At 62.2% G+C, this 20,380-nt stretch carries 23 protein-coding genes; 12 read left to right on the top strand and 11 right to left on the bottom strand.

Annotation, left to right across the window (positions count from 1 at the left end; genetic code table 11):
- Nucleotides 1-11: 11 nt before the first annotated feature.
- The 3 genes from ACQR1W_RS38080 to ACQR1W_RS38070 all read right to left on the bottom strand — a co-directional run bounded on the left by ACQR1W_RS38080 (nt 12) and on the right by ACQR1W_RS38070 (nt 4,766).
- Entirely contained in the window at nt 12-1,910 is a 1,899-nt protein-coding gene (locus ACQR1W_RS38080) for a potassium transporter Kup (protein ID WP_434855594.1), read from the bottom strand.
- Nucleotides 1,911-2,035: 125 nt separating this feature from the next.
- A complete protein-coding gene (locus ACQR1W_RS38075) occupies nt 2,036-3,229 on the bottom strand; it encodes a DUF1501 domain-containing protein (RefSeq protein ID WP_434855561.1) in 1,194 nt (397 codons plus the stop codon).
- 22 nt (nt 3,230-3,251) lie between these two features.
- Nucleotides 3,252-4,766: a DUF1800 domain-containing protein gene (locus ACQR1W_RS38070; protein WP_434855560.1), complete on the bottom strand. Its 1,515-nt coding sequence runs from the start codon at nt 4,764-4,766 to the stop codon at nt 3,252-3,254.
- A 221-nt stretch (nt 4,767-4,987) separates the two neighbouring features.
- On the opposite strand from ACQR1W_RS38070, the gene ACQR1W_RS38065 reads away from it, so the two are divergent.
- Together ACQR1W_RS38065 and ACQR1W_RS38060 are read left to right on the top strand one after the other, a co-directional pair.
- Nucleotides 4,988-5,836: a transporter gene (locus tag ACQR1W_RS38065; RefSeq protein ID WP_434855559.1), complete on the top strand. Its 849-nt coding sequence runs from the start codon at nt 4,988-4,990 to the stop codon at nt 5,834-5,836.
- A 139-nt stretch (nt 5,837-5,975) separates the two neighbouring features.
- The gene (locus tag ACQR1W_RS38060; protein WP_434855558.1) at nt 5,976-6,215 is read left to right on the top strand and encodes a hypothetical protein; all 240 of its coding nucleotides are present in this window, start codon (nt 5,976-5,978) and stop codon (nt 6,213-6,215) included.
- Nucleotides 6,216-6,271: 56 nt separating this feature from the next.
- Here ACQR1W_RS38060 and rocF read toward each other — a convergent pair whose 3' ends face one another.
- Nucleotides 6,272-7,249, bottom strand: a complete 978-nt coding sequence (gene rocF / locus ACQR1W_RS38055) for an arginase (protein ID WP_434855557.1) — start codon at nt 7,247-7,249, stop codon at nt 6,272-6,274.
- Nucleotides 7,250-7,459: 210 nt separating this feature from the next.
- Here rocF and ACQR1W_RS38050 point away from each other — a divergent pair, with 210 nt between their 5' ends.
- The gene (locus ACQR1W_RS38050; protein ID WP_008973831.1) at nt 7,460-7,720 is read left to right on the top strand and encodes a hypothetical protein; all 261 of its coding nucleotides are present in this window, start codon (nt 7,460-7,462) and stop codon (nt 7,718-7,720) included.
- Nucleotides 7,721-7,735: 15 nt separating this feature from the next.
- On the opposite strand, the gene ACQR1W_RS38045 is transcribed toward ACQR1W_RS38050, so the two are convergent.
- Nucleotides 7,736-8,887: an OpgC domain-containing protein gene (locus ACQR1W_RS38045; RefSeq protein ID WP_434855556.1), complete on the bottom strand. Its 1,152-nt coding sequence runs from the start codon at nt 8,885-8,887 to the stop codon at nt 7,736-7,738.
- 255 nt (nt 8,888-9,142) lie between these two features.
- Here ACQR1W_RS38045 and ACQR1W_RS38040 point away from each other — a divergent pair, with 255 nt between their 5' ends.
- Together ACQR1W_RS38040 and ACQR1W_RS38035 are read left to right on the top strand one after the other, a co-directional pair.
- Nucleotides 9,143-9,367 carry a hypothetical protein gene (locus ACQR1W_RS38040; protein ID WP_008973833.1) on the top strand — a complete coding sequence of 75 codons (225 nt, stop codon included), beginning with the start codon at nt 9,143-9,145 and terminating at the stop codon, nt 9,365-9,367.
- A 518-nt stretch (nt 9,368-9,885) separates the two neighbouring features.
- Entirely contained in the window at nt 9,886-10,206 is a 321-nt protein-coding gene (locus ACQR1W_RS38035; protein WP_008973834.1) for a c-type cytochrome, read from the top strand.
- Nucleotides 10,207-10,287: 81 nt separating this feature from the next.
- On the opposite strand, the gene ACQR1W_RS38030 is transcribed toward ACQR1W_RS38035, so the two are convergent.
- Together ACQR1W_RS38030 and ACQR1W_RS38025 are read right to left on the bottom strand one after the other, a co-directional pair.
- Nucleotides 10,288-10,641: a phasin gene (locus ACQR1W_RS38030; protein WP_434855555.1), complete on the bottom strand. Its 354-nt coding sequence runs from the start codon at nt 10,639-10,641 to the stop codon at nt 10,288-10,290.
- Between the two features lie 94 nt (nt 10,642-10,735).
- Complete coding sequence (locus ACQR1W_RS38025) at nt 10,736-11,752, bottom strand: GlxA family transcriptional regulator (protein ID WP_035983780.1); 1,017 nt, start codon at nt 11,750-11,752, stop codon at nt 10,736-10,738.
- 65 nt (nt 11,753-11,817) lie between these two features.
- Here ACQR1W_RS38025 and ACQR1W_RS38020 point away from each other — a divergent pair, with 65 nt between their 5' ends.
- The 4 genes from ACQR1W_RS38020 (at nt 11,818) to ACQR1W_RS38005 (ending at nt 14,916) form a co-directional block, all read left to right on the top strand.
- Nucleotides 11,818-12,531, top strand: a complete 714-nt coding sequence (locus ACQR1W_RS38020; protein ID WP_008973837.1) for a hypothetical protein — start codon at nt 11,818-11,820, stop codon at nt 12,529-12,531.
- A complete protein-coding gene (locus ACQR1W_RS38015) occupies nt 12,531-13,823 on the top strand; it encodes an MFS transporter (protein ID WP_434855554.1) in 1,293 nt (430 codons plus the stop codon). Before ACQR1W_RS38020 ends, ACQR1W_RS38015 begins: the two co-directional genes overlap by 1 nt.
- Before the next feature lie 113 nt (nt 13,824-13,936).
- Nucleotides 13,937-14,599 (top strand): YqcI/YcgG family protein, encoded by a 663-nt coding sequence (locus ACQR1W_RS38010; RefSeq protein ID WP_434855553.1) that lies wholly within the window; start codon nt 13,937-13,939, stop codon nt 14,597-14,599.
- Nucleotides 14,596-14,916, top strand: a complete 321-nt coding sequence (locus tag ACQR1W_RS38005; RefSeq protein ID WP_434855552.1) for a cupin domain-containing protein — start codon at nt 14,596-14,598, stop codon at nt 14,914-14,916. Before ACQR1W_RS38010 ends, ACQR1W_RS38005 begins: the two co-directional genes overlap by 4 nt.
- 6 nt (nt 14,917-14,922) lie before the next feature.
- Here the strand turns inward: ACQR1W_RS38005 and ACQR1W_RS38000 are convergent, their stop codons facing one another.
- Entirely contained in the window at nt 14,923-15,111 is a 189-nt protein-coding gene (locus ACQR1W_RS38000; protein ID WP_008973841.1) for a hypothetical protein, read from the bottom strand.
- A gap of 25 nt (nt 15,112-15,136) precedes the next feature.
- Here ACQR1W_RS38000 and ACQR1W_RS37995 point away from each other — a divergent pair, with 25 nt between their 5' ends.
- Nucleotides 15,137-15,322: a hypothetical protein gene (locus tag ACQR1W_RS37995; RefSeq protein ID WP_008973842.1), complete on the top strand. Its 186-nt coding sequence runs from the start codon at nt 15,137-15,139 to the stop codon at nt 15,320-15,322.
- A 174-nt stretch (nt 15,323-15,496) separates the two neighbouring features.
- A complete protein-coding gene (locus tag ACQR1W_RS37990; RefSeq protein WP_434855551.1) occupies nt 15,497-15,796 on the top strand; it encodes a DUF6894 family protein in 300 nt (99 codons plus the stop codon).
- Here ACQR1W_RS37990 and ACQR1W_RS37985 read toward each other — a convergent pair.
- The 3 genes from ACQR1W_RS37985 to ACQR1W_RS37975 form a co-directional block, all read right to left on the bottom strand.
- On the bottom strand, nt 15,745-15,876 hold the full coding sequence (locus ACQR1W_RS37985) for a hypothetical protein (protein ID WP_434855597.1): 132 nt from the start codon (nt 15,874-15,876) through the stop codon (nt 15,745-15,747). The two genes, ACQR1W_RS37990 and ACQR1W_RS37985, sit on opposite strands and share 52 nt — an antisense overlap.
- 120 nt (nt 15,877-15,996) lie before the next feature.
- Nucleotides 15,997-16,674: a methyltransferase family protein gene (locus tag ACQR1W_RS37980; protein WP_008973844.1), complete on the bottom strand. Its 678-nt coding sequence runs from the start codon at nt 16,672-16,674 to the stop codon at nt 15,997-15,999.
- A 56-nt stretch (nt 16,675-16,730) separates the two neighbouring features.
- Nucleotides 16,731-17,783, bottom strand: coding sequence for a hypothetical protein (locus ACQR1W_RS37975; protein WP_434855550.1), 1,053 nt, complete (start codon nt 17,781-17,783; stop codon nt 16,731-16,733).
- 336 nt (nt 17,784-18,119) lie between these two features.
- On the opposite strand from ACQR1W_RS37975, the gene bamA reads away from it, so the two are divergent.
- Nucleotides 18,120-20,345 carry an outer membrane protein assembly factor BamA gene (gene bamA / locus ACQR1W_RS37970; RefSeq protein ID WP_434855593.1) on the top strand — a complete coding sequence of 742 codons (2,226 nt, stop codon included), beginning with the start codon at nt 18,120-18,122 and terminating at the stop codon, nt 20,343-20,345.
- Nucleotides 20,346-20,380: the final 35 nt, after the last annotated feature.

The following is a 20,380-nucleotide window of genomic DNA, read 5'->3' as shown; positions in this document are numbered from 1 at the left end:
GATCGTTCCGATCAGATCGCGATCTGACGCCCGATCTCGACCACGCAGTCGTGAGGCAGGCTGAAGAAATCGCTGACGTGGACTGCGTTGCGCTCCATGACCGCGAACAGCCGCTCCTGCCACGCCGGCAAGCCCATGCCGTCCTCGCGGCCGATCACGGTTTCATGGCCGACATAGTACGTCACGTCATTGAGATCGACGATGCATCCGAGCATCTTGCTTGCAACGACCAGTTCCGGAATGTGCGGGCGCTCCATGAAGCCGAAACGGGCGTCGGCGCGCCAGAAGTTCGGTGCAACTTCGGTGATCGTCAATCGGTCGCTTGATGCGACCCAGGGCACGGACAGGATTTCCACCCGCAACACGAACAGATGCTCGTGCAGTGCGCGGTTGTGTTTGACGTGCCAATGCATGACGGGCGGCGTATCGCGCTCGGTGCGTGTCAGAAACACGGCCGTCCCAGGGACCCGCGGTATCCGCTTGGCTTCGATATCCGCCATGAACTGCGCGACCGGAATCAGCGCCTCGTGCATGCGCGACGACACTGCGGCCGCGCCGCGATGCCAGACCCACATGATCCCATAGACGGCAGTCGCGAGCAGCAAGGGGACATAGCCGCCCTCCGCGATCTTGGTGAGATTGGCCAGGAAGAACGCGCCATCGATGATCAGGAAGACCGCAGCGACAGCACCCGCGGCAAGCAGGCTCCAATGCCAGATCTCCCGCATCGCGATGAACAGCAGGGCCGAGGTCATGAGCATGGTCAGCGAAACCGCAATGCCGTAAGCCGATGCGAGGTTATCGGATTTGCCGAAGCCGAGCGTCAGCCCGACCGTCACGATCATCAAGAGCCAGTTGACCACGCCGACGTAGATTTGGCCGTAGCCTTCGGAGGAGGTCTGCGTGATCCAAAGCCGCGGCATCCAGCCGAGCTGGATGGCCTGCCGCGTCATCGAAAACGCGCCGGTGATGATCGATTGACTCGCGATGATCGTGGCCACGGTCGCCAACGCGATCAGCGGCAGCAACAATGCGTCCGGGCAAAGCCGATAGAAAATGTTACCGTCGGTGGACGCTCCATCGAGCACCAGCGCAGCCTGACCTGCATAGTTCAGAATCAGGCTTGGGAAGACGATCGCAAACCAGGCCATCTTGATCGGGCCCGCGCCGAAATGCCCCATATCGGCATAGAGCGCCTCCGCTCCGGTGACGCACAGGAACACGGCGCCGAGCACCAGAAAGCCGGTCGCTCCGCTCGAAAACAGATAAGAGAGGCCGTAGACCGGATTGATCGCGGCAAGGACTCCGGGATGCCTCGCGACGCCGACGATTCCCAAGAGCGCGATGGTCGCAAACCACAGCAGCATCACAGGCCCGAAAAACCGGCCGATGCTCGCCGTCCCTCGCGACTGGATCGCGAACAGGCCGATCAGAATGAGGACGGCCGCCGGGACCACATAGGGTTGAAAGGCCGGGGTGGCCATGTTCAAGCCCTCGAGCGCGGAAAGCACCGAGATCGCCGGCGTAATCGCGCCATCACCATAGATCAGCGCCGCGCCAAACAGGCCCACCGCCACGATGGTCGGGCGGCGCTGCCGCTTGACCCCGAGCAGCGCCATCAAGGCGAGGATGCCACCCTCGCCGTCATTGTCGACGCGCATCGCAAATGTGACGTATTTGATCGTGGTGATGATGAAGAGCGTCCAGAGCACCAGGGACAAGGCGCCCAGCACGGCAGCGGCGTCAGGCGCCTGGCCAGCCGTGCCGAGAATTGTCTTGAACGTATAGAGCGGACTGGTCCCGATGTCGCCAAACACGACGCCCAAGGCGGAGAGTGCCAGCAGACCGAGGCGCCCCTGAGGGCCTTGATGGTCCGCAGGATATGATATTGCTGACTGGTTTTCGCTCACTGCCGAACCGAAGCTGGTGTTGCCGTCATGTGTCGTCGCGTCAGGCGTCATATCGCGGGATTGTATCGAGCGATACGTCGAGCCGGAAGAAACGATTGTCGATCCCGCGGGTTTGAACGAGAGGGCTAGACGAGTCCCAGTTCTGTCGGACGCACGCCGGGGAAGATCCGCGTCAGGGCAGCGGTGTCGAGACCATAGATGCGCTGGAACAGGTTCGCGAACATGGCCCGATGGTCGGTCAACACAGGCAGGTCACGATTCTGAAACAAAGCCGCCTGCTCCACCTTGACCTGCTCCCCCGCGATGCGGCCGCCATTGATGCCGCCGCCCAGGACCCAATAGACACTGCCGTGGCCATGGTCCGTACCGCGGTCGCCATTCTCCCGGAAGGTCCGCCCGAACTCGGAAATGACGATGACCACGGTGTCCCGCCATCCGTTAGGGCCGATTTCCTCGGAGAAACCGGCAAGGGCACGCCCGAGTTCGCCGAGACGGTCAGCGAGATAGCCCGTCGCTGCGCCTTGATTGACGTGGGTGTCCCAACCGCCGACGTCAACAAAGCCGAGATTGTACTGCTCGCGCATCAATCGGCCGATCCTTCGCGCCGAGAGCTCGAAGCCGCGTGGCGAAACCGCACCCCGATTGGCGGCCGCCATTTCCTCGGAGATTGACCGATAAACATCGTCACGCACCTTGAACCCTTCCGCGACCGCGGCCGCGAGGTTGGTGTGGAGGTACATCTCCCTGATCAGTTGCGCCTGGCGGTCATCGACACCGGGCCGGCCGACGCTGTTCAACGCAATATTCGGCACCTGGCCCTGGCCACGGAAGATCAGCGGCAGCTGATCCGTGAACGAGATTGGCCGGGCTCGCGTCAGTTCGGCTGCAAGCCGGCTCATGAAGCCTGAGCGATAGTCTCTCGACCCGGCCGCAGCTTGGCCCAGTTCGATCGTGTCCTGTGTCTCGAAGTGGCTTCGCGTCAGATCGTCGCTCGATCCCACGAACGGAATGAAGGCGATCTCGCGCTTGGCCCACATCGGGTAAACGCTGGTTCGCAGCGACGGATGCAGCCCCCAATCTGCCGAAAGCGGCAGCGCCGCGTTGGGATTTCCGACATCGGGTTTTGCAACGCTCAGAGTCGGCCGCGAATTGTAGTAGAAATCGCTCGAGACCGGCACGAGCACGTTGGCAGCGTCATACGCGCCCCGGAGAAAGACGACGAGCAGTCGCGCGTCGCTGGCGGGCGCCGCCCAGACGCGGCCCGCCATCGTCAGCGGCGTCAATGCGGCGAAAGTCTTGATCAGCTCACGACGGTTCATCACAACCTCCGGCGGGATCAGTTCAGCGCATGAACTCAGGTGACGACAGAAACAGCGTGTTCCAGTCTTGCGGCGAAATCGCCTGCTCCAAGGCCGCTTGCGTCGTCGGCGTAAGGGTCTGCTTGAGGCCCTCATAATAGAGCGCGTTCTGCAGCAGCGGAAAAGCCGGCCGTTCGACGGCGTTCGGGCCGTCCGGTTTGAACAGGCCGGCAGACCCCGAGCCGACCTGCCGGGCAATCTCGAAACGGACCATCATCTGTCCCGGCCCGTTCCATGACGCGGAGGTGAGCGCATAGCCGTCCGGCGTCTCGTGATTGAACAGGCCTTCGCCCAGGCGGTTGATCCAGCCCTGAATCGGCGCAGTATTGAGAACGATCTTGTCGTCATAGGCGAGCCTCACCGCCGACAGGACATATTGCACGGGATCCTTGAAGCGCGCGCCAGGCTTCAGCGATGCTGCAAACTCCGGCGAATGGACCATGGTGCCGAGAACGGCAGCAATATCTCCGTCGCTGGTCCTGAACGTCTGGGCCATCTTCTGCACCAGCGCTTCGGGCGGATTGTCCGCAACGAAATAGGTCGCGATCTGGCGCGACAGGTGCGTGGCCGTGGCGGGATGATGCACCAGGATGTCCAGTGCCTCATCGACTTCCGCAAGGCCGCGCCCCTTGATCACATGGCCGAGAAAGGTCTTGTCGCCATAGTCGTGACGCGCGGGATTGAACTCTAAAGCACCTTCCCGCACCAGCTGTGACTGCAACTCAGGCTTCAGCTTCGGATCTTCCGGTTTCAGGTCGATGCCGACGCCAGTCAAGATCCTTGCCAGCGCCTCAACATCCGCCTGCGTGTAACCGGAGCCGACACCCATCGTGTGCAGCTCCATGATCTCACGGGCATAGTTCTCGTTCAGATGGCCCGCGGCGTTATCGGCATTGTCGAGATAGCGCAGCATCGCGGGATGGCGAAGCGTGGCGGCCAGCAGGTCGCGAAATTTGCCGAGCGCGTGCGGCCGGATCGCACGATCCTCATAGTCGCCGACCAGGATCCTGATGTTGCCCTTGTATTGATGCACGTTGAAATGGTTGAACCAGAACCAAGTCATGCGCTCGCGCAGTTGGTCGGGCGCATAAAGCGCGCGCAGGATGGTCCGCGCCGTCGCCTGCTTGGCGCGGTCGTTCATCGCCTGCTGATAGACCTGTTGCGCGGCTTTCTTCTGCTCGGGATCCGCGACCTGATTGGCACTCTTGGCCTGCTGCTCGAAGGCGACCGCAATGTCGAACGGAAAGCTGTGCACGTCCGGCATCGCCTCGATCTGGGCCTTGGCAGCCGGCGGAAGCGACATATCTCCAGCCGGGTGCAACTGCTCCTGCAACCAGCGCTCTGTCCCGACGGCGCGGAAGTGCTCCGCGCTCGAGGCGTTCACGCCCCATGTCAGACGGTCGAGCAAGGCGAGGTCGGAAGCAGAAAAATTCGCGGCGGAGGCGGATCGACCTGTGTTCAGCAACGCGCCCGACGCGAGCGCGGCGGACACAACCATCGACCTCCACGCGCTCCGCCGGACGATCATGGATGATGTGCCGGGTGGTCGCATTCTCAGCCCCAATCGTGATTCGATCTCATTTTGGACAGAACGGCCTGAATATCGTCTGAATGCACTGTACAGAAACATCGCAAACCCGTGAGGAATGCCTGCGGGTTGTATTGCGTTGATTTGAAATACGGCCGTGCTCCTGGGAGCAATGGCCTTTGGGGGCATATGTGAGACCGACTTATCCGGGGCGTTCGGAGCCATTTATCCGGCGCGACTTCATCGCCATCCTGGCGGGGCTTCTTCTCCTCGTTGCCATTTCCGACGCCCGGGCCGAGACCTGCCCGACTTCGGCCGACGAACTCGCCACCGATCGGCCGGATGTGACGAATTCGAGCCTCGTCGTCCCGACGGGCAGCTTCCAAAGCGAGAACGGCGTGAACCTGACATCCCAGAACGGAGGTCGCACCCTTGACGGATCGAACACCCGCTGGCGGCTGGGCGTTGCGCCTTGCCTCGAGGTGTTTGTGGATCTGCCGAACTATGTCGGCAGTATCCGCGGTTCTGCAGCTTCGGGGTTCACCGACATTGCGCCTGCTGTCAAATGGCAGGTCAGCCCGCTCCCCGGAAAGGTTGATCTCTCGTTCGTTGTCGGCGCGGCGCTGCCGACCGGAGCCGCCGAGGTCGCCGGCCGCGGCACTCAGCCCTATCTGCAGATGCCCTGGTCGGTCGAGCTGCATGATGGCTGGGGCATCAGCGGCATGTTCACCGAGTTCTTCCGCCCGGCCGAGACTGATACCAAGCACGTCACTGAGGCCACCTTCGTGCTGGAAAAGAAGCTGAACGAGAAGCTCAGCCTCTTCACCGAATATGTCGGCGATTATCCCGAGCACGCTGGTCCTGTCCAACTGATCAATTCCGGCGGGCTCTACCATCTCAGCCCAAAAGAGCAGATCGACTTCCACGTGGCGTTTGGCCTCAACCACAACTCCCCCACCTACATCGTAGGCGTCGGCTATTCGTTCCGGATCGATGGATTGTTCGACGGCGCGCGAGATTTGCGTCGCGCAAGCCGGTGAGCACGCGCTATCCGCTGACGTGGTACAGCCGGGGCGTGACTGCATCGCCTTGCAAGTTCAGCTCTTGCAGTTCAGTTGATGTTCAGCATCGTCCATCTAAGCGATCGCGGGGGACTGTCTGCTAGAGAGGGTAAAGACCATGTTGCCAAGGCTTTCGATAATTGCGTGCGCGCTGACGGTCGGCCTATCGACCCTGGCCAGCCTGCAGCCGGCACGCGCTCAAGATGCCATGGAAGCGGAGATGATCGGCTATCACCAGCTTTGTCAGAAGGGCGATCGCCGCGCCTGCATCCGCTTCGGGATTCTGATCGGACGCAACGAGCAGCGTCATGCCGATTGGCGCCGGGCGCACGCAGACTGGTGGTGGTGGGAGCGCTGAACCGGCGATGCTGGGCCGCCGACCGGTGCGGCGGCCCCTTTAGCCGAGATGCCCGCCTAGTGCTCCGGGACGATCGCGTTGCTCGGCGTCGGCCTGTCGGTGATCTGCTGGCCGAACAAGCTCCCGATCAGCTCGACCGCGACCCGCGCGGTCTTGCCGCGCTCGTCGAGAAACGGGTTGAGCTCGACGATATCGACTGATCTTACCAGGCCCGAGTCGTGAAGCATCTCCATCACCAGATGCGCCTCGCGATACGTGGCTCCGCCTGGCACCGTGGTCCCCACGCCGGGCGCGACCTCGGGATCGAGAAAATCGACGTCGAAACTGACGTGCAAAACTCCATTCCGCGCGCGAACTCGCTCGATGACGCGCCTCATGAGCACGCCGACTCCAAATTCGTCGATCGCCCGCATGTCGGCGATCCTGACACTCCGAGCACGCAGCAACTCCTTTTCCAACCGGTCAATGGAACGCGTGCCGAACAGCTCCAATTGCTCGGGCGTAAGACATGCACGCGGGTCGTCGCCGAGCAGGCCGTCGAGTCCCGGCTCGCCACACAGAAAAGCGGCCGACATGCCGTGCATGTTGGCCGTGATTGTCGTCGCCGGCGTGTTGTAGTCGGCATGGGCATCCAGCCATAAGACGAACAGCTCGCGCCTGACGTCCTGCCAATGGCGCGCGACGCCGGTTACAGATCCCATCGACAATGAATGGTCGCCGCCCAGAAACACCGGAATCGCGCCGGTTTGCGCAAGCTCATAGCCGCGGTGCGCCAAGACCCGTGACCAGCGCTGGATCTCGCGATAGTACTTGGCGTTTGGCGGGGGTGTGTCGCTGGCATCAGCGATATCGGCGATGCCCAGATCGCCATAGTCGGTGACCTGGAGGCCGAGGCTTTCGAGCAGGGTGACCAGGCCGGCGGTGCGCAGCGCGGCCGGCCCCATCAGGGTGCCGCGAACCGACGCGCCGAGATCGATCGGCGCGCCAAGCACGGCGATGCGATGGGGCGAGCCCGTGTTGTTTGCATTGACCACCGCGCGACCCTCCGTCCGGTGCAATGAGCATATCGAGGCTTATCGAGATTCGTTCGCTCTACCAGCCCGATAATCACGGATTTATTCTGGCCTGCAGCTTTGGTGGAACCAAAATCGAGCGCAGGCATTTTCCCGTCGCCGCCATCGAGCTGAGCGGCTCGCTGACCGATGGCGCGGGCATAAGCTCAAGAGGCAAAGAAAGCATATCACGTGAGCACCGAACCATTCGAACCCAATCCGCAGCCGGGCGTAGCCGAGCGCGCGCTCGACACCGCGACCGACATGTCCCGCTCACTCGGCGAAATGGTCGGAACTTTGCGGGCAGCCGTCGACCGCCTCAGCCAGACCGTGGCAGAGGCGCGGCGGCCGGGGACTGCGCTCTCGACGGTCAGCGCCATTACGCGCGAAGCCCCATTGGCAAGCCTGTTCGTCGCCTTCCTGTTCGGCATTGCCGTGGCGCGACGGCGCTGACGCCGTCTGGCCTCATCAGAAAAGTTTCGGTCCGCGGCGGTCGAGTTGCGATTCCCGCGTCAGCAGCGTCGCCGCAAGGATCATCAGCGCAATACCGCCGAAGCTGACCGCGACCTGCATCGCGAAGCTGCCGGAGACTTCGGCCAACGCCACCTGCGCAAGAAACGCCAAGAGCACGCCGAAGCAATACATCGACAGCGAGTTCTCCCCGCAGCGGATCATCGCTGTCGTCAAGGGTGTGATCGCGCCATGCCATACCGGCGGCGCCAGCCTCGAAACGACAAGAACCAGCGACAGGAAGTGCAACAGCCGGACCGGCGCCAGATGGCTCTTGTAGATCGGGTAGATCAGATTCGTGATAGCTGAGGGGACAAGGCCTTCCAGGCTTTCGAATTGCCAGCTCAGCGCGACGATGAGACTGAACAGGAGGCAGGCGAACGCGAGCGACAGCAATAGCCGCGACTGCAGCATCGGACGCAGTCGCGGGACGCCTTCAAAGGCAAACCAGCCGCCGATCACGAATAGAAATTGCCAGGCGAACGGATTGAAATAGAGTTCTCCGCTCGGCCACGCCGGCACGTGCCAATCGAACAGCTGCACCATCATGTAGACGAGGAACGACAATAGCAGCGTTATCGTCGCGCTCTTCGTCATCAACCAGAGCAAAAAGGGAAAGCTCATGTGCAGCAGCGCGAAGGTCAAGAGAATGTCGGTATTGACGGGTGCAAACTGCAGCGTGGCGATATGGATGATCGTCGGACCAGGCTCGCGGAAGAAAAAGCCGGTATTGGTCTCGTCGAGATAGCGCGTCCCTCCCCCGACCACCCAGACCAGCGCGAAATAGGCGATCAGCAGCACCAGAAAGGCCGCGTAGATCTCCCAGGCCCGGCGCAGCGCACGGATCACGGTGGTGGCCCATCCATGCTCCCGCAGAGCGCCGCCGTAGGCGAGCATACAGGTGTAACCCGAAACGAAAACGAAGACCTCGGACGTATCGCTGAAGCCGTAGTTGCGCAGGGTCAGCCAGGACAGGGAATTATCCGGGACATGGTCGATGAAAATGAACCACAGTGCCAGTCCGCGGCAGGCATCGAGCCGCAGATCACGGCGGTCTTTGCTGGCACTGATGGCAGGCGCATGAGTCCCGACATGAAGACCGGCCACCATCGCACTCCCCACACCTCAAGTCCGCTGCACTGGCATTCTGCAGGATCTCCGAGCGTCTGCACGCGCTGCCTTCAAAAGCGTCCGACCATTTTGCACCAGCTCTCGTGCCGGAATAGCCATGCCGCACCGGGAACAAACAGAGCACGTCACCGCAGGGGCGCCACATCCGGCGCTTGTTCCCGCTCCGTATTTGCCCGGATTGATTGCGTGCCTCCAAGCAGCTGATTTGATCCAGACGATCGAAAGGAGTTTGTCGTGGTCCATCGCGGGGTCGAATACACGGTCGTTGCGACGTCGGAACCAGACATTTGGGAATGGCGCTACGAGCTCGACGGCCAGGTCAAAACCGGTCGAACGCAGACGAGGCTCGCAGCGCTCGCCGCACGCCGGGTGCAGTCCAAGATCGACGCCGCGCTGCGCGCTGGACGGGTAAGCTCGAACCACGATCGCTCCGACAGTTTATCCCAGCCTTCGCCCTGACCGGAGCCTATTCTCGGCGTCCGGACGCAACGTATCTCACAAAGCCAGCACGCAGGCCGGCTGTTCTCGTTGAGACAGATCAAGGTCCGCCCTCCGCAACCTGTCATGATTTCAATTGAAGATCATGTGCCTACCCCGGGCGCGAACGTTGCGCCCGCGGAATTGGCAAGGTGCCCTTGAAGCAGCGGAGAACCGTTGATGTCACACGCGGCCGGCCAGCTGAATTCGGCGCCGAACGGGCAACCGTTGCTCCGACGCCTTTGGTCGCTGTTGCGATCGGCCATAGCGCGGATTGATCTGTCGCATTTTCCACGGTCCTGCTGTAGCTGATGCGTAGCTCGTATCAGTATCTCCGCCCCGCTCCGGCCGGACATTCGCAACACCTGCCCTAACGCAACACCTGCCCTAACTATGTCGCCTCCGGCGCGCTTGTCGAACATCCCCCTGGTCGCGAGCTGCCCTTACGCCATGCGCGCCCCCGCGGGCTTCAAGCACACACAACCGATAGGATTATGCAGATGCCAGCCTTCCTGAGAACGATCCCGATCGTCGCCCTGACTGCCGTGGCACTCGGGCCGCTTCCGGGCTATGCCGCCGACGCCGACCACGGGGCCGATTTGGCCAGGCGTTGGTGCGCTTCCTGCCACCTGGTCGAAGGAACTCAGAAACAGGCGAGCGCCGACGTGCCGACATTTGCTCAGATCGCACAGCGGCCGGACTTTACAGCCGAGAAGGTCGCGTTCTTCCTGCTCGACCCGCACCCCAAGATGCCGAACTTTCCGTTGAGCCGGCTCGAAGCGGCCGACATCGCGGCCTATATCGGCACGCTTCGCAAATAAGCGCTGGCGGCCGCGCGCGCCGCGCCGGCCGCTTCCGTGCTGTTTCGCCGCGTGCGCGCCCGCGTTCTTTGACACCGAGCCTCAGGGTTGCTTTTCGGTCGCCTTGGTTGCGGCAGACATCATGCCGGCCGTGATCGTCCGCATGTGCTCGCCGGCGTTGGTGAACTGGCTGCGGAGAAATTCCGACTGGATCCGCATCGCCTCTTCCAGTTCGGTCGCGTGCACCAGTTTGCGCGCGTGCTCGAAGGCAGCTCTCATATTCTGCTCGGTGAGCGAGAGGGCTTGCCGAGACATGTCTGCAGCCGGGCCCGGCACCGTCGCGATCGATTTGCCGGCTGCGTCAAAGAACATTTGGAAGGCCTTCTCAGCCTGCTCGATCGTCTTCTCCGCGAGGTCGCGTAGTTCCGTAGGCACTTCCAGTTTCGGTTGGTTCATGGTCGTCTTCCTCCTCCAAGGAGATCCAATCAGCATATCTACCCCGGATCCAGGGCTCCGTTCCGAAAATCGCATCATGCCGCGGTGCACTCCGTCAGCCGGAAAAACGCCTGCGGTACTCCGACGGCGAAACGCCGAGATGGCGCAGAAAGGCCCTGCGCATGCGCTCGTCATCACCGAAGCCCGCCCGCTTGGCCACCTCGACCACGTTGCCGACCTGGCGGCTCTCGAGCAGCAGCCGCGCCGTTTCGACCCTGAGCGCCTCCACTCCGCTGGCGGGCGTCATCCCGGTACGGCTGACATAGGTCCGAGCGAAGGTTCGCGGCGTCATCCCCGCTTTTGCGGCGAGGGTTTCCACGCGCAGATCGCTGGCGATATTTTCGATGATCCAGGCATGGAGCGCGCTGAAGCGGCCCTCCACGTCGGAGGCTTGCGCCGCCAACACCGTCGAGAACTGGCTCTGTCCTCCCGGGCGCTTCAGGAACACGACCAGCCGCCGCGCGATATCCAGCGCGATCGTGTGGCCAAAATCCTCCTCGATCATCGCCAAGGCCAGGTCGATCCCGGCACTGACCCCGGCCGATGACCACACCCGACCGTCCTGGACGAAAATCGCGTCGGGTTCGACCTTGACCTCAGGGAAGCTGTCCTGAAGGCGAGGACAATAGCGCCAATGGGTCGCGGCCCGCTTGCCGTCCAAGGCGCCGGCCCAGGCCAGGGCGAAGGCACCCAGGCAGACCGATGCGATCCGGCGCGCCCTCGGCAACGTGCGCGCGATCCAGGGCATGACGACCTCGTCCTGCCGCAACTTCCAGATCCCCGGCCCGCCCGGGATCAGCAATGTATCGACCTGGTGCGGCTTCACGCTCGCGATCGGCATCGTGTCGATCATCAAGCCGACATCGGTCGGCACCAGCCCTCCCGATTTTGAGACGTATGTCAGCGTGTAATTCGGACTCGGCAGTTCGATCTCGCTGAGCTCGGCAAAGACCTGTGCCGGGCCCGATATGTCGAGCAGCGTGACGCCGGGGAAAGCGACAACCGCCACGCGCCTCATCGGGAGCTTCTGACGCGGCGACGACCGCCGGGATTTGGCAGAATTCGAGGGCATATTGTCCTTTAAGCCATCAGACCGCGGCCTGTATAGCTCGACGTGAGAGAGCTGGAGTTTCAGCCATGTCACGCAAACTGGACGGCCGATACCAGACGATCGCCTCCCCGTGGGACGATTACGCGGTCTACAGCTTTGCGAATGCCTCCGAGGTCGATCTCGCTGATCAGCAGCCGCTAATGGATGCGATGAATGCGATCATTGCCGTTAACTGGAAGGCAACCGAGCCGCATTGGACCGCAGCATCCTCACCGTTCGACGGCAAATTCGGTCTCATTCTGGTCTACGGTCAGCCGGGGCTGGTGGCATTTTCGGTCTATCGCACGATGTGCATCGCGAACCGTTTGGCCATCTACCGCAGTGGCACGGAAGTGCTTCCACAGCACCAGGGGCGCGGCCTGTATGGTTTCTTCACGTCGCAGATCCTGAGGAGCGCGGACGCCGCCGCGAGCGGCGAGGCTGGAATCCTCTATGGATGGCGCACGCGCAATCCGATCGTCTGGGCAGCCAACGCCAAGATCTGCGAAAAGGTCGCCCCCTCGCTGCTCGGCGATGCCCCAGACCCGGAGTTGCAGGCCGCCTGCATCGAAATGTGCGCCGCGCTCTACCCGGGTAAGCCGCTCGAGGTCCCCGGCATGATCATGCGCGGCGCCTACGGCCACATCAAGCATCATCGCCAGGACTATCACGGCACGGCATCGCTGATCGATGCGGCGATGACGCGCATGATTCCAAACTCCGCAGATGCGCTGTTTTCCGTCGGTTACGCGAGGGTGTGATGGCACTGTCAGGACAGCAAGCAGTTCTCGCGCCTTCCCTCCGGATCGTCGACCGCGCCTACTTTGCCTGGGCGACCGTCGCGGTTGCCTATGCGATCGCGTTCCTTCAGCGGGTGTCACCGCAGACGGTCGGCCTGAGCTTCATGCACGACTTCGGCACCGACGCCTCCGGCGTTGCGCTGCTCGCCTCCAGTTACTTCTGGGGCTACACCTTGATGCAAATTCCGGCAGGCCTCCTGGTCGACCGTTACGGCGTCAAGCGGGTTGTGCTCTGCAGCATGGCGGCTTCCGCGCTCGGCAGCGCGGCTTTCGCCCTTTCGCCAACCCTCCTTGACGTCTTCATGGCGCGATCGATCGTGGCCTGCGGCGATGCGCTGGTCTTCACGGCGCTGCTCAAATTGGTGGCGCAGAGCTTCGCCGACGAGCGCTTCGGGGTGATGTCCGGCATTTCTCAGGTGTCCGGCTACGTCGGTGGCGCCATCGCAACGGCACCGCTCGCTTCCGCGGTCAGCGGTTTCGGGTGGCGCGCCTGTTTCATCGTCATCGCCTGCATTGGCGCCGCCAACCTGGCCTGCGCGTCGGTGGCGCTGAAACCGGCCGCTGCGACGCACACCAACAAGACGTTCAAAAGCGTATTGCTCGCGAGTTGGCGCGCGCTCGGCGCAAGCGCCAATTGGGGTTGCGCGATGACCTTCGCGTCGCATTTCGCCGTGGTCACCACCCTGTCCGGCGTTTGGGGCATCCCCATGGTCGCGCACTACTTCAACATTTCTCCTTCGGCGGCAGGGGCACCGCTGCTTGCCTTCATGGTCGGGAATGCGCTCGGCTCGATCTTTCTCGGTCATGCCGCGGACAGGACCACGTCGCTGGACGGTTCGCTGATCTGGATTTGCGTATTGCGGATGCTGCTGATCGCGATGCTTCTGCCCGCGCTCGCCCACACATTCGGCCTCGTCTACGTCGGAACCGTGTTTGCGGTCCTCGGTCTGGTTGCCGGTGGCACCGTTCCGCTGGTCCTGAAATGCACGAAGCATCTCTATACGGCGGAGCTGATCGGGGTCGGCGCATCCGTCAATACGACGTCCGCGGGCATCTTCGCCGGTCTCGCCCAGCCGGTGATCGCGCTGGCGATGGTCACCGCGAGCGGCCTCGGTGCGACATCGATCCATACGACTCGTCCGGCGGCAAATGACGCCGGCTACATCGCGCTCATCGGAATCCTGCTCTTGATGTCACTGCCCGGCATCGTGGGACCGCTGCTGATCCGACGCAAACTGATACTTCGTGCGTAGTTAGAAAAGAGAGGGTCCGAATGTCGCGCTTGTACTTGAGTAAAGGCGAGGTCCGCTCCAACTACCAGGTTAGCAGCTGGCAGAGCGTGTTGTTTTCTGAGTTTGAAGCGCAAATGAGCAGCGAAGCGCGCCCTTTTCCCTGCGTGTTCGGCGTCGCCGGGTATCGCCAGGATCAGCTCCGCTACCTGTTTCTCGATCCGTTCGAGGTCGACATCCTGGGCGAACAGCTCGCGCTGTTCGTCTCCGAATGCCGCTCGCACGGACCGAACACGTCGCTCGTGCTGTTCACCCGGCCGCGGCCTGTTCAAACCATGGACGCCTATTATCGGAAGTTCTGGCTCACGCTGGATCAGCTCGCTCGCATCGACAAGAGCCCATGGCCAGCGGAGATCCCGGACATGGTCGACCATCCGATGTGGGAGTTCTCATTCGCCGGCGAGCCGATCTTCGTCGTGTGCAGCACGCCGGCTCATGTGATGCGACAGAGCCGGCGCTCCAGCGCGTTCATGATGACATTCCAGCCGCGCTGGGTGTTCGACAAGATTCTCGGAACTGAGAAAGCCGCCGGCGCGGCTTTTGGCGAAGTCCGCAAACGGCTGGTGCCGTTCGATACGACGAGCCCGTCCCCTCTGCTCGGTCGTTACGGCCATCCGGAGGGGCGGGAATACAAGCAGTACTTCCTCTACGACGACAATCAGGCGCCGCCCGCCTGTCCGTTTCACAAACTTGCCCAGACCAAGACTTCGACCATCGACGATACGGAGCAAGCAGCATGACGCAGATCATCGCAGGAACGAAGACGAATTTCTCGATCGACCCGGACATCCTGGCGCTGCTTCCGGAACAGGGCTGCATCGAGCTGCAGCACGACGCCGCAGGCAAGGTCCATGCGTTTCACACCCACCCGGTCGACGAGATTCTCATCGTGATCAGCGGCAGGCTGAATTTCAAATGGGAGGGAGGAGAGCGCGTGTGCAATCCCGGCGACAAGATATTGCTACCAGCCGGGACGCTTCATGAATCAGAGGCTTTGGAGGATGCGATCTACGCGATCGCGACACGTCCGCCGGCAAGTCTCGCTGCCGGAAACTGATCACCGTCAGGACAGGTGACGGTCGGACTCGGGCGACGGATCCGTCGAGAGACGTTCGACCATTTCGATGACCTCGAACCGCTGGCTGGGCGCCAGCTTCAGGAACGCTTTCAACAGCCGAAGGCTTTCCACCGCTTCGCTCGATGGAGCTCCGAGCTTTTTGTGCAGCTCCGCGATGATTGTGGGATTTTTCATCTCGCACCTTTGACAGGGAACGGTAATGGCAGTTCTTAGCAAACGTGAAGGCCTAGCGCGCAAAGTCGATACTGCAGCAATCGAAGCTGAAAGTCTCGGCCTGACAACGGCGACCTTGATCCTTCGCATGGCACGTTTGGAAATCGACCGCGCGGAACCCGATGAGGTTGAAAGTATGCCAGGGAACAACTCCAGCAGCAAGCCGAACTGACCGGCGGTCGGCTCTTATGGCAGCTTTTGAGTTGTCTGGCAGCTTCTGGCCTCCAAAGCCAGCAAAAATGGTCGATTGTTACGGCTATCGACCGGAATTTGGTACCGCCGAGCTTGTCCGGTATTTCCGGGAGCCTTAATCATTTCTGCAGGGTGACAATGGGTTGCTGGCACGATGGCGCCGCAGCCTGATTGTCCGAAATATGCGACTGCAGGAATTGCCATGCGGACATACTATTTTGATATGAAGGACACCATTCCAACCAGGGATAGAGGGGGCCTCGAATTCGCGACCCATGCCGGAGCGATCGAGCATAGCCGGGATCTAGCGCGCAGATTGCGTCACGATCCTCGAATCACCGATCGCAGGCTGTCGGTCATTGTGGTCGACGAGTCCGGCACCGAGATCCACTGCGAACCGGTTTACCCGATGGTAGCGAGCGTCAGCATCAGCGACAGCCAAGCGTCGCGATAGCGCAGCACTGTCATGGCACGGACGGCCGCCATCATGCCGCCGCGCAAGATCTCTTCAGTGGAGCCTGCGCGGTGCGACATAGGGCCCTGCCGGCCACGCGAGCTTCCCCACACTATTGCATTTGGATAGGTTGCGAGTTCCGGGTCAGTCCGTCTGCAAAGTGTAGTTTGGCCGGGCAGTTCGGGACCTCTCTGCTCGACCTACCAGATCCAGCGCACCAGGCGGTACCTCACTCTGCCCTGATAGGCCCGATAGCCGGGTAGATTCATTTCCAGCAGTCGTTCCTCGTCAAGCAGCCGCCAAATCAGGAGCGGCAAGATCGCGACAATGAGGAGCAGTCCCCACCAGGATCCGAGCGCGACGGGCATCCCGATGAGCATCACGAGTGCCGCCGCATACATCGGATGGCGCACCAGAGCGTACGGCCCGCTGGAAACAACTCTCTGATCACTCGCGACCTCGATCGTCGCGGCGGCAAAGCTGCTTTCCCTGAACACCAGAAACACGCCGGCGAAGCCGAGCAGGACAAGCACATTGCCGGCGATGACGACCGCTGGCGGCATGTGGGACAGAGCGAAGCGACGATCAAGCCCGGGAACAACGACGAGAGCGATGAAGCCCACCGAGACGAACGCCATGATCAACCGCTGTGCGGGTTCCTTTTCGGCAAAAGGCCCACCTCTCATACGACGCTCCAGGAGGGCCGGGTCTCGTCGCATCAGGTCCAGCGTGATCACGACCGACGCCGTGAAATAAACCAGGAGAAAGAGCCATCCCTGCCAGTAGTGCAGTGTTCCGGCTGCGGTGAAGAGCAAGATCGCCATCACGACGATCACAATCGCCAAGCTCGCAAATGCTCTTCGACCAAGGGCGGACATGGCCTGAGCTTATCATGAGGATGGCGCAAGTTCGGTCGATTTGTGCAGCGTCGAGGTCACTGCTGCTTCTCCCAGAACGACAACAGCCCCTGCGAGGCAGAGCCCCCGATCACGCAGGGAATCCCGATGGCCACCTGCCCGAGCGCCGCGGCCGACACGCAGCCAAGCGCAACGGCGCCGACGCCGAGTTGGCCCCAGAAATCGAGATTGCGGCGCGCATCGGAGCCCTTGGTCTTGAGCTCCTCGACCGCAGCGAGCGCGTCCCGACGCACCGCACCGAGCTGGACCGTATCAGCCGCCTGCACGACCTCGGTCAAGGGCGCCTTGATCGGATCCGACTGACGAGCGAGTTCGCTGCGCAAATAGTCGCGCAGCTCCCCGTCGCGCACCGCATAGCTTGCCAGCGTATAGCGCGCCATGCTGCCGATGGTCAGCTTGTCGACGGTGTCGCGGCTCTTGGACCACGGCAGCAACTGCATGATGCGCTGAATCGGGACGTGCGATCCGGTCGCGAAGTAGTAGCCCCACAGAGTGTCGAGCAGGTCCTGGTTGCTGGCAAAGCTCAGCGTGGTATCGATCTTGCGCTCCTCTTTGGCAAAGGGATTGCGCGTCAACGTACCGCGCAGCTTCTCAAGCATGCCTGGCTTCGTCTCTTCGAGTGGTATCTCGAGCAGTGTCGGTTGCGTTCCGTTGAGATAGCCTTCGATCATCACCCGCCGTGCCGGCAGTCGGGGCGCAATCTTGCGCATCAGATTGCGCCAGTCAGGCAGGCCGGAATAGGCGATCGCGCGGACGATGACCCATTCATCTTCAGGCGGCACCGGAAAGAAGCTGTTGACGAGTTGCTCGGCCTTGGCGGGATTCGAGCCTATCGCGCCAGCGATGAAGCCAAGATAGATTCCGGCGTTCTCCGGCTCCTTGAAGGTCTGCGAATGGAACAACACACGCACCGCAGCGGGCACATGGGCGTAGTCCGGTTTGGTACGATAGTTGTAGATCCACTGTTGCACGACGGCGAGCGAGGCGCGCGGATCGATCTCAGGCGTGACCGCAGCACCGGCTGGCTGGATAACGAGGCTGGCGAGGATCGCAAGAACAACGTAGCGCATGTGCTGCTCCGACGAGGACGTTTGGGCCCGTCGTGTCGGCGGCCCGAACGTTTGGGCGTTGTTGCAGCGAGGCGTTTGATCCCGCACTGCGACGATTCTGCGACGACAGGCCTCTCCATTGCGTCAAAATCGTGATGCCGTTCACAATTGCGCAACTTGCCCGTGTCGGACATCCTTTCGCCCCGCGCGGTGACTTGCATTTCCATCCGTTCAAGCTGGCACAGGCTGCACGTGATGATGCTTAGGAACTTGCCGACACATGGGCCGAAGCCGCGAGCGCTGGCTGCGCTGCTGCTGGTCACGGCGCTGGGCACATTGATCGCGTCGGCAGCAGCGATGGCGACCCAGAGCACGATCAGCGTCGAAGGCAATCGCCGCATCGAAGCCGATACGGTGCGCACCTATTTTCATCCTGATAGCAGCGGCCACTATGATGCCGCCGCGCTCGACGACGGCCTGAAGGCTTTGATCGCGAGCGGTCTGTTCGACAATGTCACCATCGAGCACGCAGGCGAGCAGATCATCGTCCATCTCACGGAAGCCAAGGTGCTCGACCGCGTTGCCTTCGAGGGCAACAAGAAGGTCAAGGACACGGATCTCACCGCCGTCGTCCAGTCCAAGCCGCGCGGCAGCCTGCAGCGGGCCACGGTGCAGGGTGACGTCGCCCGGATCCTCGAAACCTACCATCGGGCCGGGCGCGACGACGTCCGCGTGGTTCCGGAAATCATCGACCGAGGCAACGATCGGGTTGATCTCGTCTACACCATCACCGAGGGCAAGAAGACCACGGTGCAAAAGATCGATTTCGTCGGCAACAAGGCTTTCGGCGCGCGCCAGCTCCGTGCCATCATCAAGACCTCGCCGACCAACCTCCTGAGCTTCCTCACCGGCGGCGACGTCTACGACGCCGATCGGCTCAACGAGGACCGCGAACTGCTACGGCAGTACTACCGCAATCATGGCTATGCCGACGCCGCCGTGACCAAGGCAGGCGCCGAGTTCGATCCTGCGAGCAAGGGCTTCAACGTCACTTTCGTGATCGACGAGGGCCCGTCCTATCGATTCGGTGATATCGACCTCACCTGCAACGTTCCCGGGCTCGACTGCGATCGGCTGCGCAGTCAGCTGCTCGCTCGCCACGACACGACGTTCGATGCGAGCAAGCTCGACAAGACGACTGAGGCGCTCACCGCCGAAATGGCCAAACTTGGCTTTCCGTTCGCGCAGGCCGAGCCACGCATCACGCGCGACGTGCAGGCGCAGCGCGCCAAAGTCAGCTTCGTCATCGAGCAGGGCCAGCGCGCCTATGTCGAGCGGATCGAGATCCACGGCAACAGCCGCACCAGAGACTACGTGATCCGCCGGGAGTTCGATGTCGGCGAAGGCGACGCCTACAACAAGACGCTGATTGATCGCGCGGAACGGCGACTGAAGAACCTGAACTACTTCAAGACGGTCAAGATCACGACCAAGCCTGGTTCGGCGCCTGATCGGGTCGTGCTCGATGTCGAGACCGTCGATCAATCGACCGGCGACTTCAACATCTCCGGCGGCTATTCGACCACCGACGGGCTGCTCGCAGAGGTGAAGGTCGGCGACCGCAACGTGCTCGGCAGCGGCAACGCCGTCCAGGCCGCGGTGACCTATGGCCAATATGCGCGGAGCGCCGACCTCTCGGTGTCGGCCCCCTACAGCCTGGGCCGCGCGACGGCGGGCGCGGAGGTGTTCGATCGACAGACCACCCTCAGCCCTTATCAGTCCTACGGCAGCAACACGTACGGCGGCACCCTGACGCTCGGCACGCCGGTCACCGAGCAGACCAACATCCTCTGGCGCTACTCATTGTACGATCAGAACGTCACGCTGTCGCCGACCGCGTCCAACGCGACGGTCTCACTGCCGGTGCGGCAGGCCGCCGCGGCCGGGCGGCAGCTCGTCTCTTCCATTGGCGACACCGCGACCTTCAACACACTGGATAACAACACGACCCCGACCAGCGGCATACGGTCGCAACTCAGCCAGGACCTCGCCGGTCTCGGTGGCGACGTGCGCTTTCTGCGGACGACCGAGGATGTCCGCTACTATCATTCTCTATCGAATGATCTGACCGGGATGGTCCGAGCCCAGGGCGGTTACATCACCGGCTGGGGTGGCCAGCAGGCTCCGCTGTTGAACAGCTTTTTCGGTGGCCCGAACATCGTGCGGGGATTTGCGCCGAACGGATTCGGCCCTCGCGACCTGACGCCGGGCTCCACGATGGACAATGTCGGCGGCAGCCTATACTGGGCGACGACTGCGGAGTTGCAGAGCAACATCCCCGGCCTGCCTCAGGAGTATGGTCTCAAAGCGTCGGCCTTCGTCGACGCCGGGAGTGTATTTGGATATCGTGGCCCGACTCAGTCGGTCCAGGTCGCCAACAAGAACATCGTCCGGTCCTCAGTCGGGGCCGGGCTGACCTGGGCCTCGCCGTTCGGCCCTCTGACGGTCGACTACGCCGTGCCGCTGAGCAAAGCGGCCTATGACGTCGTGCAGCCGCTCCGCTTCAGCGCGGGAGGATTCTAGCCTCCCGCTCTTCTCTGCTCGCCTCACAGCGGACT

This window comes from Bradyrhizobium sp. HKCCYLS1011 (assembly GCF_051167795.1).
Classification (GTDB): Bacteria; Pseudomonadota; Alphaproteobacteria; order Rhizobiales; family Xanthobacteraceae; genus Bradyrhizobium.
Note: the sequence above shows the minus strand (reverse complement) of the source record. Positions and strands in the feature narration are given on the sequence as shown.

Bases quoted from the DNA above. Each gene is read 5' to 3' on its own strand.
- ACQR1W_RS38075 (WP_434855561.1), bottom strand. From the start codon at position 3,229: ATGAACCGTCGTGAGCTGATCAAGACTTTCGCCGCATTGACGCCGCTG.
- ACQR1W_RS38070 (WP_434855560.1), bottom strand. From the start codon at position 4,766: ATGGTTGTGTCCGCCGCGCTCGCGTCGGGCGCGTTGCTGAACACAGGT.
- ACQR1W_RS38060 (WP_434855558.1), top strand. From the start codon at position 5,976: ATGTTGCCAAGGCTTTCGATAATTGCGTGCGCGCTGACGGTCGGCCTA.
- ACQR1W_RS38045 (WP_434855556.1), bottom strand. From the start codon at position 8,887: ATGGTGGCCGGTCTTCATGTCGGGACTCATGCGCCTGCCATCAGTGCC.
- ACQR1W_RS38035 (WP_008973834.1), top strand. From the start codon at position 9,886: ATGCCAGCCTTCCTGAGAACGATCCCGATCGTCGCCCTGACTGCCGTG.
- ACQR1W_RS38030 (WP_434855555.1), bottom strand. From the start codon at position 10,641: ATGAACCAACCGAAACTGGAAGTGCCTACGGAACTACGCGACCTCGCG.
- ACQR1W_RS38025 (WP_035983780.1), bottom strand. From the start codon at position 11,752: ATGCCCTCGAATTCTGCCAAATCCCGGCGGTCGTCGCCGCGTCAGAAG.
- ACQR1W_RS38020 (WP_008973837.1), top strand. From the start codon at position 11,818: ATGTCACGCAAACTGGACGGCCGATACCAGACGATCGCCTCCCCGTGG.
- ACQR1W_RS38015 (WP_434855554.1), top strand. From the start codon at position 12,531: ATGGCACTGTCAGGACAGCAAGCAGTTCTCGCGCCTTCCCTCCGGATC.
- ACQR1W_RS38010 (WP_434855553.1), top strand. From the start codon at position 13,937: ATGAGCAGCGAAGCGCGCCCTTTTCCCTGCGTGTTCGGCGTCGCCGGG.
- ACQR1W_RS38005 (WP_434855552.1), top strand. From the start codon at position 14,596: ATGACGCAGATCATCGCAGGAACGAAGACGAATTTCTCGATCGACCCG.
- ACQR1W_RS38000 (WP_008973841.1), bottom strand. From the start codon at position 15,111: ATGAAAAATCCCACAATCATCGCGGAGCTGCACAAAAAGCTCGGAGCT.
- ACQR1W_RS37995 (WP_008973842.1), top strand. From the start codon at position 15,137: ATGGCAGTTCTTAGCAAACGTGAAGGCCTAGCGCGCAAAGTCGATACT.
- ACQR1W_RS37990 (WP_434855551.1), top strand. From the start codon at position 15,497: ATGGCGCCGCAGCCTGATTGTCCGAAATATGCGACTGCAGGAATTGCC.
- ACQR1W_RS37985 (WP_434855597.1), bottom strand. From the start codon at position 15,876: ATGTCGCACCGCGCAGGCTCCACTGAAGAGATCTTGCGCGGCGGCATG.
- ACQR1W_RS37980 (WP_008973844.1), bottom strand. From the start codon at position 16,674: ATGTCCGCCCTTGGTCGAAGAGCATTTGCGAGCTTGGCGATTGTGATC.
- ACQR1W_RS37975 (WP_434855550.1), bottom strand. From the start codon at position 17,783: ATGCGCTACGTTGTTCTTGCGATCCTCGCCAGCCTCGTTATCCAGCCA.
- bamA (WP_434855593.1), top strand. From the start codon at position 18,120: ATGGCGACCCAGAGCACGATCAGCGTCGAAGGCAATCGCCGCATCGAA.